Raw genomic sequence first — 13,518 nt, forward strand, 5'->3', positions numbered from 1 at the left:
GGCGGCCGGGGGGGGGTGCCCCTCCGCGCGCGCCGCCCCCCCCCCCCCCCCGCCGGGGGGGGGGGGGGGGGGGGGGCCCCCCCCCCCCGCCCCCCCACGACGCTTCGCCGACGGGACGGTTACCAGACCACGCCGCCGGTGGTGTTGGAGTCCTGGCTGTGGGCGGCCACGTCGCCGTCCAGCCGCGACTTGATCGAGTTGATGACCTCGACCTCCTCCGGGGACAGGTGGGCGATCACCGCCAGCTGCTCCTCGCTCGCCCCCTCGAAGGTGTGGCCGCTCGCGGCGAGCGCCGCAATCGAGTCGTATGCCATGTCGGTTCTCCTCTTCACGATGTCCGTGATGCCATGACTGACGTGGGATGTCCTACCGTGGTGCGCGGTACACCGGGAGTGGCCGGGGCCGGACGGTGGTGCGGCAGACCCCCTGCCGCACCACCGCCTCGGAGCCGCGACCCCCGACGGTCACTACCAGACGAGGCCACCGACGGTGTCGCTCGGCGGCGCCACCGAGTGGGCCGCAACCTCGCCGTCCAGGCGGGACTTGATCGAGTTGATGACCTCGACCTCCTCCGGGGACAGGTTGGCGATCACCGCCAGCTGCTCCTCGCTCGCCCCCTCGAAGCTGTGGCCGTTCGCCGCCAGAGCCTCGACCGACTCGTTCGCCATGTCTACCTTCTTCCGTGTTCCGTACTGACGCCCCGGCCCGACCGGTCGGCCCGGCCTCGCGTCGTCTGGGGGGCCCGCGGTCGCGGGCGTATCGGCGGTACCGGCCGGCGCGCTGCCGGCCTCGGTGGGCGCCCCGGGTGCGGCGGCGCCGGGTTCGGGGAGCTCCGCGGGTTCGGGCGGCTCGGGCGGCTCGGCGGGGTCCGGCGGCTCGTCCGCCGGGCGCAGCCAGAGGAACAGCCCGCCCAGGAGGGCGAGTCCGAGGCCGGCGCCGGCCAGCACCCAGCCCAGTCCGAGCCAGACCGCCAGCGCGGCCCCGACCACCGGCGCGGAGATCTGCAGCACGGTCGGCACGATGTTCACCACCGTGCTGACCCGCCCCATCAGCGCCTGCGGGGTCGCCCGTTGCACGAGGTACAGGAAGACCACCAGGATCCCGGTCGAGCAGAGTCCGATGCCGACCGCCACCGGCAGCCAGAGCGCCGGAGCCATCCGGTAGCCGGTCAGCGCCGCGGCCCCGACCAGGGCGATCAGTACTCCGGTGGCGGCCTGCGAGGTGGCCAGCAGGGTGAAGGCGTTCCAGCGCTGCCCCCACTGGCCGACCAGGACCGTCCCGGTCACCGCGCCGACGGCCACCGCCGCGATGGCCGGTCCGTACAGGGACTTCGCGATCCCGAGCTCCACCAGGACGAGTGGGGAGAGGGTGTCGAAGGCCAGGACCAGGAAGATGGTGGCGGAGAGGCTGCCGATCGCGATCAGCAGGACCCGGTTGCCGAGCACGAAGGCGATGCCCTCGCGCAGCTCCCGGCCGAAGCGCCCGCGCCCGGAGCCCTCGGTGCTCTCGGAGCCGTCCGAGCCGTCGGAACCGTCCGAGCCGTCGGCGGCCGCGCGAACGGTCGGCGTACGGGCCGGCAGTCGCAGTCGGGAGAGGATCAGCGCGGAGGCCAGGAAGGTCGCGGCGTCCACCAGGAAGGCGCCCTGCGGGCTGGTCACGGTGAGCAGGACGCCGCCCAGCGCCGGTCCGGCGATCTTGCTGACCTGGGTGACGAAGCCGCTCAGCGAGTTGGCCGCCAGCAGCGAGGACTTGGGGACGACCAGCGTCAGGGTGGACTGCTGGGCCGGTACGAAGAGCGTGCTGACGGCGACCTTGGCGACCACCAGCACCACCAGCACCGGGAGGTTGGGCGCCAGCAGGTAGCCGAGCACCAGGACGGCCCGGGCCAGGTCGCAGCCGATCATCACCGGCTTCTGCGGCAGCCGGTCCGCCCAGACGCCGGCGAAGGGGGCCAGCACCATCCACGGCACGGCGGCGGCCGCCGAGACCACGGCGAGTCCGCCCGCGCCGGCGTGCCACTGGTACGCCACCAGGGAGATCAGCGCGACGAAGTCGATCCAGTCGCCGAAGCTGGAGAGCAGTTGACCGCCGAACAGCAGCCGGTACTGGCGGTGGTTCAGCGCGGACAGGAATCCGGTTCCGGGCACGGCGGCCGCCTCCTCGTCAGACCGGCCGGGCGGCGGGGCCGGGGCTCGCGACTGGCGCGTTGCCGGGCTCCGTCACGGTGGCTGCGACGACTTCGGTGGGCGCCGTGGCTTCGGTGGGCGCGGTGGCGAGCAGTTCCTCGAAGAGGACGGTGGTGGTCTGGAGGGTGTGCAGGGCGCTCACCCCGATCGCGGTGTGGTGCTCCGCCGCCAGCGGCAGGTCGTCCAGGACGCGCAGGAGTTCGTCCCGGTGCCGGACGTCGAGCGTGGCGTGCCGGTGCAGGGTCCGGAACCCCTCGGCCGGGTACCCGGTGCGCTCCCGCAGGTAGCCGGTGAGCGCCGGGGACGGCGGGTAGCCCTCCAGTACGGCGATGTGGCCGAGCAGGCAGACCGGGTGGTGGTGGCGGATCCAGTAGTACTGGGCGCCGACCAGGTTCGCCACGGCGGTGCCCGGCATCGCGCTCAGCAGGGTGTCCGGGTCGTGGCCGATGGCGGCGAGGTCCTCGCGCACCCAGTCGTCGTGCCCGCGCTCCTCGCGCCGGTGCCGGGTCAGGTAGCCGACCAGGCCGGCCGCCACCGGGTCGGTGGGGGCCAGGGCCTCGGAGCGCTCCAGTGCCAGGTCCATCAGCGGCACGGTGGCCCGGATGGCGGTGTGCAGCAGGCGCAGGTAGCGGGGGTACAGCTCGGCCACCGCCGGGGAGGTCCACAGCCGCGAGGTGAGGGCGGAGAACCCGGGCATCAGCAGCCCGATCTTGGCCCGGACCAGCTCGCTGTTGCTCCGGGCCGCGGCCGGCGCCCCGGCGGGCGAACCGGCCCGGCCGGGCGAGCCGGCGGGTGTGGCGGGCCCGGCCGGCCGGGCGGGCGGCGTGACGGTGCTCATGCGTGCACTCCCCTTCCCAGCAGGTCGATCGCGCTCAGCAGCGCGTCGTCCTGCTCGGGTACGACCCGCCGGGTCATCGCCCAGCAGAGCCCGCAGATGTCGGAGAACTGGCGGTCCGCCAGATCGGTGAAGCGCGGGTGCGCGGTGAGCGCTCCGCCGCCGGCCGTGCCCATCGCGCGGTAGAGCGGGATCTGCTGGAGCTCCTCGACCGCCCGGCCGACCTCCTCGCCGCTGGCGCAGTCCCGCCGCAGGGCGGCCGGCCCGCCGCCCATCAGCACGGACTCGTTGCAGCAGGCGGTGACCCGGCCGTCGTAGCGGATCACCGGCGAGATCACCAGCTCGCAGACGCCGAGGGTCCGTCCGGGCACCCGCTGGGTGCGCTCGAAGATCGCCTCGCCGCGGCCGTGCGGGAGCCCCTGGGTGGCGACCAGCTCGGCGTACTGCGGCCAGTCGGCGCCGAAGGCCCGCGCCAGCAGCTCCTCGGCCCGCCCCAGGGCGTCGCCCTGGTCGACCACCTGCACCACGATCGGCAGGTCGTGGGCGGCGATGGTCCGGGCGGCGCCGGTGAAGCGCTCCGGCCCGGTGCCGGCCTCGTGGTAGGCGTCGGTGCTCAGGTAGACGGCGCGGCAGCGGTCGAGCACCTCGTGGATCCAGCGCGGCGGGTCGGCGGCCCGGCCCCAGACACCGCTGGTGTACACCACCAGGTCCTTGCCGGCCTCGGTGATCCGCCGGGCGGCGTACGAGAGCCCGCGCCGCTCGACGAAGGGCTCACCGCCGGAGACGCCGATCATGGTGCGCCGCGGGTCGGCGGCGAGCCGGTCGACGATCTGCTCGAAGAGGTCGAAGTCGGTGATCCGGGGGCTGTCCGGCCGGGAGTCCACCGAGCAGTGGCCGCAGCCGACCGGGCAGCGGTCGGTGATGAAGAGCAGGGCGCTGGCGCCGCGGGTCTGCCGGATGCGGTTGATCTCCGCGTGCGTCAGCCGGTCCATGCGAGGTCCTGCCGGGAGGCGTCGCGGCGACCCGGCTCGCCCTGCGGCGGGGTGTCGCCGAGGGTGATCAGGTCCGCGTAGCCGGGCACTCCGAAGCGGCGGGCGAAGCCGAGCGGGCCGGCGTCCACCGAGACCTTCTCCACCGCGTCCCGGACGGCGATGGTGGACGGCAGCAGGGTCAGCGCCTGCACGCCCTCCTTGACGCCGGGCGTGGTGGAGAGCTTCCAGCAGGTCTGGCAGTAGCCGTCGCAGCTCTCCTGCCCGCCGAAGCGCTCCGCCAGGTACTCGGGGCCGTACGTCCGGATCGCCCCGACCATCGGCGACTCCAGGGCCTTGCGCTTGATGGTGTCCCAGTCGTCGCGCGCGATGTGGCCCAGGAACAGGTGGGCGGGCAGCGGGACCTTGCCGTCCATCACGTCCTGGTTGCCGCAGGAGGTCACCTGGCCGTTGAAGCCGATGACGGGCCAGCAGGCGAGCGAGCAGGGCGCCGCGGTGGCGGGGTAGGCCGCCTGCGGGCTCGTCTCCATCCACTCGCGGGCGCGGCCCACCGGGGAGAGCGGCACCACCAGCATCGGCACCCGGTCGTCGAACTCGCGCCGGACGGCTGCGGTGATGTCCGCCAGGTACGGGTCGTCCGCCCCCTCCCCGGTGATCTGCAGGCTGACGTCCTTGCCGTCGTCCAGCAGCTCGTGCAGGACCCGGAAGACCGCCGCCCGGGGGACCTCCTCCTCGTGGAACCGGTCGGTGCTCGCGGAGAAGTGGTCGACCGCCTCGATCGCGGCCCGCACCGGCTTGGGGATCCGCGGCTTCTGCGCGAAGTACAGCCCCGACAGGACGTAGCTGCGCGAGCCGACCGCTCGCGCCCGGTCCGCGATGTCGCGCACCAGCCCGGGGCGCAGCAGCGCCTCGCCGCCGGACATCAGGGTGAGCTCGGGCCGGTTCTGCCGGGTGAAGGTCTCCGCGAAGCGCAGGAACATCTTGGCCGGGAACTGCTCGCTGTCCATCAGCGACTCGGTCGAGCAGTGGCGGCAGTGCAGCGGGCACCGCCGGGTGAGCCCGAAGTAGACCGCAGCGGCCGGGACCGGCCTGTACCTCAGGATCTCCTGCAGATGCACGCGAATCGCTCCCTTCGAGGCGCAGCCGGGCCGGCTACAGGACCGATCCTCGACCCTCCCGGTTCGCCTCCGGTTTGAAAGCGGTTTGAGAACGGATTGGTCCCGGCCCGTACCAGGCCGTTCGTGCCGCGGGGAGCGGGAACCGCGGCTCCGCGCGCCCCCGCTCCGGGCCGGGAGCCCCCCGGGACCGGACCGCACGCCCGCCGAACGGCTCAGCCGGCGGCGCGCGGCGCGGTCGGGTCTCCCGGCCGGCGCAATCCGGCTCCGCCGACCGGGGGACCCTTCGACGGCGGCTGCCGGATTCGGCGGCCCGGGTATGCCTACTCTCCGGGACAGGCACATCTCCGGGAGGGCGATCGCCGCTCTCCCGGGCCGGCAGCAGGAACGTTCCGCCATGGGCGCCTGCCCGTCGAAAGGACCCCATGCGAGAAGAGAACCGCGACCCCGGCCGCCGGAGCATGATCCGCGGACTGGTCGGCGGCGGTACCGTCGCCGCCCTCGCGGGCCCGGCGGTCCTGCTGCCGCCGCCGGCCCGGGCGGACTCGGCGGCCGCCCCGGGCGGTGACCCCTTCGCGCTCCCCAGATTCGAACCCAGCGGCAGGGTGCGGGAGTTCTGGATCCAGGCGGAGTCCTTCGAGCACAACGCCGTGCCCAACGGCACCGACGCCATGATGGGGCGGCCCTTCACCGCCGAGCAGACCACCTTCTGGGCGCTGGGCTACCGGGCCTACTCCGCCGACTGGCAGAGTCCGCTGGAGGCGGACCTCGGCCCGGACGGGATCGGCGCCAACTCCGGCATCCCCGGCCCGGTGCTGCGCGCCGAGGCCGGCGACGTGATCCGGGTGCACTTCCGCAACAACGACGAGCACTACCGCTGGCCGCACAGCATGCACCCGCACGGCGTGGTCTACGACCGCGACAACGACGGCGGCTGGCTGGCCGAGGACCCGCAGCGGGCGGGTACCGCCGTGGCGTACGGCGAGAGTTACACGTACACCTGGTTCTGCCACCCGAGTTCGGTGGGCACCTGGCCCTACCACGACCACTCGCTGCCGCAGACTCCGCCGGCCGGGCCGGCCCGGGGGCCGGACGCCTCGCCCGGCGGCGCGGCCGGTGGCCCGGGAGGCGACGCGGCGGCCGGGGCGGCCCGGCACCCGGGCGGCGGGCACGACGGGCACGACGGCGGGCAGCACCCCGGCCAGGGCGGCGGCGACCAGCAACCCGGGCACGGCGGCGGGGACGCGGCCGACGACGGCCAGGGCACCGGGGGCGGGCAGGGCACCGGGGGCGGGCACGGCGGCGACCAGCAGCCCGGGCACGGCGGCGACCAGGGCGACGGCGACCAGCAACCCGGGCACGGCGGCGGCCAGGACGACAACCAGGCCGGCGGCCACGGCAGCATGGTGATGGAGATCGGCGCGGAGCTCGGCCTGTTCGGCGTGCTCGTCGTGACGGACCAGCAGACGCCGCCGGTGGACCGCGAGTTCGTGCTCTTCCTGCACGACCTGAACCCGCGGACCGCCCGCTCGCTCGGGCAGGGCCTCAACATGTTCAACGGCCGCGCGTTCGTCGACAACACCCCCACCTGCACGGCCAGGGTCGGTGAGCGGGTGCGCTGGCGGATCGCCTGCCTGGGCGAGGAGTTCCACGTCTTCCACATCCACGGGCACCGCTGGCGCAGCCGGCAGGGCTACCAGGGCTGGGTGGACTCCCAGATCATCGGGCCGTCCACCACCCTCACCATCGAGTACACCGAGGACAACCCCGGCGACTGGATCTACCACTGCCACGTCACCCACCACATGACCGGCGGCATGGTGGGCCGCTACCGCGTGACCCCGTAGGCCGCGCGGCAGCCCGCGCGCGGACGTCCCGCCCCCGCCGTCCGGACGGCGGGGGCGGGACGTCGTGGGTGTGCGGTCAGCTGCCGGGAACGGTGTCCGTGAAGGTCGTGCCGGCCGAACGGTAGCCGGCGACCTTCGAGTTCACCTGGGCCGGGGTGAGCACCTGGTCCTTGATGAAGTAGACGTAGTCGACCTGCTCGTCGTACGAGCGCGGGGTGCTGCTGGTCTGGCCGTTGAGGTCGATCAGCCAGTGGTTGAAGTCGATCCACTGCGGCGTCTCGGGCAGGTACGGCTCACCGTGGGTGCCGAAGACCTGGCCGTCGATGTAGTAGGTGATGCTGGTGTTGTCGACGGTCAACTGCAGGTCGTGCCAGCCGTTGTAGGACTGCCGGCTCTCGACGTGGGCGTTGACGGCGTTCCACGGGTCCGGGTTGTAGGTCTCCCAGGACGTGCTGTACATGATGTTGCTCTGCTCGCCCCAGCCGCCGTTGGGCAGGTACTCGAAGTCCTGCTCGCTGTAGTTCGGGTCCATCGGCGCGTTGAGCGGGGTGAAGGTGAAGAAGGTCTGGTTGACGTGGTCGCCGTCCGGACCGGAGTTCGGGGCGTCGTTGAACTTGACCCGGGCCGCGTAGGTGCCGTTCTTGAACTTGCGCGCGGTGGTCTGGAGTTCGGTCTCCTTGGTACCGGCGGCGGTGCCGTTGGTGGTCAGCCGGAGGTTCATGATGCTGTTGCCGCCGGAGGACTGGAACGTGATGTCCTGCGGGGACCAGGTGGCTCCCGGCACGCCGGGGCCGCCCTGGCCGGACTTGACCGTCCAGCCGTGCTGCTGGACGGCCGCGTCGCCGCTGGTGGCGTAGTTGAAGTCGTCGAACAGGGCCGGGGCGTTCGGGTCGACCGGCGGGGTGGTGGGGGGCGTGGTGGGCGGGTTGGTGGGCGGCGTGGTGGGGTTGTTCCCGGCCGGGGCGGTGCCCCAGAGCAGCGCGCCGGCGCGCTGCAGGGTGACCTTGGGCGCGTTCGCGTAGCTCGTCTGCGCACCGTTGAACGAGTAGTCGTCGGATTGGGTGAGCGTCTGCCAGTCCGAGCGGTAGAAGCGCAGCTGCATGTCGCCGGTGTTCTGCCCCGGGGCCAGCGAGCCGGCGCCGGCGGTGAAGCCGATCTCCAGGTAACGGTCGGCCGTGGCCGTGGGATTGGCCAGCGTGCCGAAGGTCCCGGTGATGTTGGCGCAGCCCTTGACCGCCCAGGAGCAGGCGTAGCGGTAGGTGATGTTCGGGCCGTCGGACTTGAAGTAGTACCGCAGCGTCACGCCGGCGAGCGAGACGTTGGTGGTACCGGTGTTGGTGATCTCCAGCCACGGTTCGGACTGGTCGGCGGTGGCGCCGCTGGCGCTGGTGCGGTACTGCGCGGAGAGCGAGTCCGTGGCGGCCGAGGCCGGCACGGTCACGAGCGCGGCGCAGGCCAGGCCCGCGGCCGTGCAGACGGCCATCGCCGTCCGGGCTCGGGCGGGTATGCGGAGTCGTGCTGACACGGTGATCCCTTCAGAGTGGGGGCTGTACGGGATTACTGCGGGGTGGTGCACAACGGTGTGACCGGTACCGGTGCCGGTCACCGCGGGGTGGTGCGGTTGATCCCCAGCGCGGTCAGGCGGGGCCCGTGGTCGCGCAGGGCGGGCAGGAAGTCGGTGGTCCAGTCGCTGGACGGGTTCCACGCGCGGTCGGCCAGCGCGCAGAGCCGGGGGAAGGCCAGGTAGTCGGCCTGCTCAGCGGTGGTGACGAACTCGCTCCACAGCTGCGCCTGGGTGCCCAGCACCCGGGCCGTGGCGGCGGGCTCCCAGTGCGCGGGGGCCGGCTCGTTGTCGTGGACGGCCCGCAGGTCGACGATCGCGCCGGCCTGCCCGAGCGGCTCGGTCGGCGCGTCGGACTGCGGGTAGTCGAGGTAGGTGGAGCGGTGCGGGGCCATCACCACGTCGTGGCCGCGGCGGGCCGCGGCCAGCCCGTGGTCGGCGTCCCGCCAGGGCATCACGGTGAACTCCGGCGGCAGCGTGCCGGAGCTGTCCTCCGCCCAGCACAGCGGGCGGCGGCCCTGGGAGAGCAGGTACTCGCCGATCCGGCCGAGGAACCAGCCGTGCAGTTCCTTCGGCGCCGCCAGGCCGAGTTCGGCGGCCCGGCGGCGGGCGTCGGGGCTCTGCTCCCACTCGGTGGTCGGGCACTCGTCGCCGCCGACGTGGATGTACGGGGAGGGGAAGACGTCGAGCACCTCGCCGAGGACGGTCCGGCAGAACTCCAGCACCTCGTCGTGGACCCCGAGGACGTTCTCGCACACCCCCCAGTCGGTCCAGACGTCCAGCCGGCGCCCGGGCACGTTGCCCAGGTGCGGGTAGGCGGCCAGCGCGGCCCGGGCGTGGCCGGGCATCTCGATCTCGGGCACCACGGTGACGCCGAGCCGGGCCGCGTACCGCACGAGTTCGCGCAGTTCCTCGACGGTGTACGAGCCGCCGTGCGGACGGTCGTCGTAGTCGGTGCTGCCCGCCCGGCCGAGCATCGAGCGGGCCCTGGTCCCGCCGACCTCGGTGAGCAGGGGGTAGGCCTCGATCGGCATCCGCCAGCCCTGGTCGTCGGTCAGGTGCAGGTGCAGGACGTTCAGCTTGTGGAAGGCCAGCAGGTCGACGGTGCGCAGCAGGAAGGACAGCGGCTGGAAGTGCCGGGCGACGTCCACCATCATCCCGCGCCAGGCGTACCGCGGGCGGTCGGTGATCTCCACCCCGGGGAGCTGCCAGGGCACGCCGGGCACCGGCCGGTCGGAGAGCGCCTGCGGGGGCAGCAGTTGGCGCAGGGTCTGGACGCCGTGCAGCAGTCCGGCGGGACGGGCGGCGTCCAGTCGGACGGCGTCGGGGGTGACGGTGAGGCGGTAGCCCTCCGCGCCGAGGTCGTGCTCCGGCGCGTCCAGCGTCAGATGGACGCCGCCCGGTCCGGCGGCGGTGCCGGCGGCCGGGGCCAGCGGCAGGCCGGTGGCGGGGGCGAGCAGGGTGCGCAGTAGGTCGGCGGCGGCGCGGGCCTCGCCGTCGGCGTGCAGGGTGCTGTCCGGTCCGAGGAGGAAGGCCCCGGAGGTGGCCGCGAGCAGGCCGGGCTTCGGAATGATCACAGTGGGCTCCAGGCTCCAGGAGGGGACGGGACGGGGGCGCGGTCAGCCCTTGACGGCGCCGGCGGTCATTCCGGAGGTCACCTTGTTCTGCAGGACGAGGAAGACCAGCAGTACGGGGAGCATGAACAGCGAGGAGGCGGCCATGGTGGCGCCCCAGTCCGTCCCGAAGACGTTGGCGAAGGAGGAGAGCCAGACCGGCAGCGTCCGGGCGTCCTGGTTCTTGATGATCAGCGTGTTGGCGAAGGCGAACTCGTTCCAGGCGGTGATGAACCCGAAGAGCGAGGTGGAGAGCAGGCCGGGGGCGAGCAGCGGCAGGGTGATCCGGCGGAACGCGCCGGCCCGGCTGCAGCCGTCGACCTGGGCGGACTCCTCCAGCTCCACCGGGACGGCGGCCAGGAACCCGCGCAGGGTCACGATGGTGAACGGCAGCGTGGTCATGAAGTAGACCAGGGTCAGCATGGTCAGGCTGTCCAGCATGTCGGTGTCCCGGGCGATCACGTACATCGGGATCAGCAGCGCCTCCCAGGGCGCCATCTGGGCGATGAACACCATCAGCACGAACGCCCGGCGTCCGCGCCAGCGCAGCCTGCCGACGGCGTACGCCGCGAGCAGGGCGACCAGCAGCGAGAGCAGCACCGCGCCGGCGGTGACCAGCAGGCTGTTGCGCCAGAACGTGGCGAAGCCGGCGGCGTGGACGGCGGTCCGGAAGTGGTCGAGGGTCGGGTGCAGCGGGAGGAAGGAGGGGGTGTCGGCCTGGATCTCGGCGGTGGGCTTGAGCGCGGTGACGGCCATCCAGTACACCGGGAAGACCGAGACGGCGAGGACGACCAGCGCGGCGGCGTTCAGGGGGACGCGGCGCAGGGCGCGGCGGGCGGCCGCCGGCGGCCCGGCGGTGGCGGTGCTGCTCACAGGGCCTCTCCTTCCTGGCGGAACATCCGGCGCAGGTTGAAGACCAGGGCCGCGGCGAGGATCAGCACGGTCAGGGTGGAGACGGCCGAGCCCAGGTCGTACTTGTGCAGGGACTGCGCGATCTGGAACGCGTAGACCGGCAGGGTGGTGGTGGCGTCGCCCGGGCCGCCCTGGCTGACCACCCAGATCTGGGCGAAGCACTTGAAGGTCCAGATCACCTCCAGCGAGGTGACGAGGGCGAACAGCGGTCGCAGCACGGGGAAGGTGACCAGGCGGAAGGTCTGCCAGGCGCCGGCGCCGTCGAGCCGGGCCGCCTCGTACAGCTCGGCCGGGATCGTGGTGAGTCCGCCGTAGAGCGTGAGGGCGGCGAACGGGACGGACTGCCAGACCACCAGCGCGACCAGGATGAGGAAGGTCGGGCCGCCGTGGGCGAACCAGGCGTAGTCGCGGAAGGAGCTGAACCCGAGGGCGTTCAGGGCCCAGTTGACCACGCCGAAGCGGGACTGGAAGAGCCACTGGAAGATGGTGGTGGCGGCGATCACCGGGGTGGCCCAGGTCAGGACCAGGGCGCTCATCACCGCCAGGCGCATCCGTCGGCCGAGGGCCTTGAGCATCAGGGCGGTCAGCGTGCCGATGAGCATGATCAGGGCGGTGTTGAGGGCGGTCCAGCGGAGCGTGCGGCCGACCACCGTCCAGAAGTCGGGGTCGGTGAGCACCCGGGTGTAGTTGGCCAGCCCCACGAACGCGGCGTCACCGCGGATGAGTTCGGCCATCCGGAAGTGCTGGACGGACATCAGCAGGTTGCGGGCGACGGGGTAGAGCAGCAGGAACGCCGTGCCCACGAGCGTCGGGGCGATCAGCAGGTACGGCCGGGCGGCGGCCAGCAGGCCGGGGCCGGCCGGGCGCCGGGCCGGGGGCGGCGGCGCCGCCGGGGCGGTCGGCCGGGTGTCGGCCTGGGGTGCGGTGAGCACGGCGTGACTCCCGTCAGGAGGTGCTGTTGAGGGCCTTGGTGATGGACTCGGTGGCGGTCTTGCCCGCGGACTGCGGGTCGGCGCCGGTGAGCACCTGCGTCATGTACTGCTTGATCGGGTTGTTCGCCTCGACCGCCGCCCAGTTGGGGGAGTTGGGCGTGGCGTGTCCGTTGACCGCGCCGGCGGCCATCGCCGAGGCGCCCTCGTTGCCGGACAGCACGCCGGCCAGCGAGGTCCGGTTGGGGACGTAGCTCATCTCCTTCGCCATCTCGGTCTGCCACTTCTCGCCGGCCAGCGCCTTGACCACCTCGTACGCGGCGGCCTGGTGCTTGGAGGACTCGGGGATGACCAGGTCGGAGCCGCCGGTGAACACCGCGCCGGGCTTGGCGGCGGTCTTGCCGGGGATCGGGAAGAAGCCCAGCTTGTCCTTCAGCGCGGGGTTGGCCTTGAGGATCGCGGCCGCGCCGCCGGGGGTGGAGATCACCTGGGCGCTCTTGCCCTTGGCGAAGACCTCGGCCTGCAGCGGCTTCGCCTCGTCCGAGTCCTTGGGGCCGCTGCCGAGGGCCTGGAGCTTCTGGTAGAACTCCATGCCGGCCTTGGCCTGCGGGGTGTCCAGGGCGCCCTTCCAGGTGCCGTCGGAGCCCTTGGCCGCCAGGTCGCCGCCCTCGTCCCAGATGAAGCCGGCCAGCGCGTACCAGGTCTGGCCGGTGAGGTAGATCCCGTCGTTGCCACCGGTGTTGAGCTTCGCGGTGTCGGCGAGCCACTCCTCGCGGGTCTTCGGCGGGGTGGTGATCCCGGCCTGCGCGAAGAGGTCCTTGTGGTAGATGACGACCCGGTTGGCCGCGTACCAGGGGATCCCGTACTGCTTGCCGTCGATCTTCCCGGGTTCGGCGAGGCCGGGGATCCAGTCGGCGCCCTGGAGGTCGCCGACCTTGCCGGAGAGGTCCTGCACTCCCCCGCTGGCCGCGTACTGGGCGACCTGGGTGTTGCCGACCTCGACGACGTCGGGGGCGTCCTTGCTGGCCAGGGCGCTGGTGATCTTCTGCCCGATGCCGTCCCACTCCTGGATCTGGATGTCCAGGGCGGTGCCCGCGTGGGTGCTCTCGTAGTCGGCCTTGAAGCGCTGGAGGAAGCCGTCGGAGACGCTGTCCCGCATGATCCAGACCGTCAGCTTCGGCGGCGGGCCGGCCTGGGCCCCGTCGTCGGAGGAGGACGAGGAGGAGCAGGCGGTGAGGCCGGTCAGGGCCAGCGCGGCGGCTGCGACGAGGGCTGCGGCGGAGCGGGCACGGGTGCGGGAGGGCGCGGGGGGTCTCATGGAGGACGTCACCTCGAAGGGAGCTGGGAACTTACCAGTTACCGACTGGAGCGGTACTGGTAAGAGAAGGTGGCATGGACCACTGGGCACGTCAAGACCTTCGGATGAACCGAACCTCCCGGACACGCCGGCGTAACCCAGCCCACTGGTCAGCACCTGGTCAGGGCAGCGTGATCGGTGCTCCGCCCAGGACCTACCCGTCACAGGCAGGGA

General features: G+C 72.9%; 11 protein-coding genes. 1 reads left to right on the forward strand and 10 read right to left on the reverse strand.

Going from position 1 to position 13,518, the window contains the following annotated elements; genetic code table 11:
* Positions 1-119: 119 nt before the first annotated feature.
* The 5 genes from ACFTWP_RS21425 to ACFTWP_RS21445 form a co-directional block, all read right to left on the reverse strand.
* Positions 120-314 (reverse strand): aroma-sacti cluster domain-containing protein, encoded by a 195-nt coding sequence (locus ACFTWP_RS21425; RefSeq protein ID WP_380266222.1) that lies wholly within the window; start codon positions 312-314, stop codon positions 120-122.
* Positions 315-467: 153 nt separating this feature from the next.
* Positions 468-2,147, reverse strand: coding sequence for an MFS transporter (locus ACFTWP_RS21430; protein WP_380266223.1), 1,680 nt, complete (start codon positions 2,145-2,147; stop codon positions 468-470).
* 16 nt (positions 2,148-2,163) lie between these two features.
* Positions 2,164-3,024: an iron-containing redox enzyme family protein gene (locus ACFTWP_RS21435; RefSeq protein WP_380266224.1), complete on the reverse strand. Its 861-nt coding sequence runs from the start codon at positions 3,022-3,024 to the stop codon at positions 2,164-2,166.
* Positions 3,021-4,013: a radical SAM protein gene (locus tag ACFTWP_RS21440; protein WP_380266225.1), complete on the reverse strand. Its 993-nt coding sequence runs from the start codon at positions 4,011-4,013 to the stop codon at positions 3,021-3,023. Before ACFTWP_RS21440 ends, ACFTWP_RS21435 begins: the two co-directional genes overlap by 4 nt.
* Entirely contained in the window at positions 4,001-5,128 is a 1,128-nt protein-coding gene (locus ACFTWP_RS21445) for a radical SAM protein (RefSeq protein ID WP_380266226.1), read from the reverse strand. Before ACFTWP_RS21445 ends, ACFTWP_RS21440 begins: the two co-directional genes overlap by 13 nt.
* 422 nt (positions 5,129-5,550) lie before the next feature.
* On the opposite strand from ACFTWP_RS21445, the gene ACFTWP_RS21450 reads away from it, so the two are divergent.
* On the forward strand, positions 5,551-6,972 hold the full coding sequence (locus ACFTWP_RS21450) for a multicopper oxidase domain-containing protein (protein WP_380266227.1): 1,422 nt from the start codon (positions 5,551-5,553) through the stop codon (positions 6,970-6,972).
* A gap of 76 nt (positions 6,973-7,048) precedes the next feature.
* Here the strand turns inward: ACFTWP_RS21450 and ACFTWP_RS21455 are convergent, their stop codons facing one another.
* From ACFTWP_RS21455 to ACFTWP_RS21475, 5 genes are all read right to left on the reverse strand, one after another.
* Entirely contained in the window at positions 7,049-8,455 is a 1,407-nt protein-coding gene (locus ACFTWP_RS21455; RefSeq protein ID WP_380266290.1) for a cellulose binding domain-containing protein, read from the reverse strand.
* A gap of 119 nt (positions 8,456-8,574) precedes the next feature.
* Complete coding sequence (locus ACFTWP_RS21460; RefSeq protein WP_380266228.1) at positions 8,575-10,110, reverse strand: beta-N-acetylhexosaminidase; 1,536 nt, start codon at positions 10,108-10,110, stop codon at positions 8,575-8,577.
* Positions 10,111-10,152: 42 nt separating this feature from the next.
* Positions 10,153-11,019, reverse strand: a complete 867-nt coding sequence (locus tag ACFTWP_RS21465; RefSeq protein ID WP_380266229.1) for a carbohydrate ABC transporter permease — start codon at positions 11,017-11,019, stop codon at positions 10,153-10,155.
* The gene (locus tag ACFTWP_RS21470; RefSeq protein WP_380266230.1) at positions 11,016-11,990 is read right to left on the reverse strand and encodes a carbohydrate ABC transporter permease; all 975 of its coding nucleotides are present in this window, start codon (positions 11,988-11,990) and stop codon (positions 11,016-11,018) included. Before ACFTWP_RS21470 ends, ACFTWP_RS21465 begins: the two co-directional genes overlap by 4 nt.
* A 13-nt stretch (positions 11,991-12,003) precedes the next feature.
* On the reverse strand, positions 12,004-13,305 hold the full coding sequence (locus ACFTWP_RS21475; RefSeq protein ID WP_380266231.1) for an extracellular solute-binding protein: 1,302 nt from the start codon (positions 13,303-13,305) through the stop codon (positions 12,004-12,006).
* Positions 13,306-13,518: the final 213 nt, after the last annotated feature.

Origin of the sequence: Kitasatospora sp. NPDC057015 (assembly GCF_042673745.1) — a bacterium.
Classification (GTDB): domain Bacteria; phylum Actinomycetota; class Actinomycetes; order Streptomycetales; family Streptomycetaceae; genus Kitasatospora.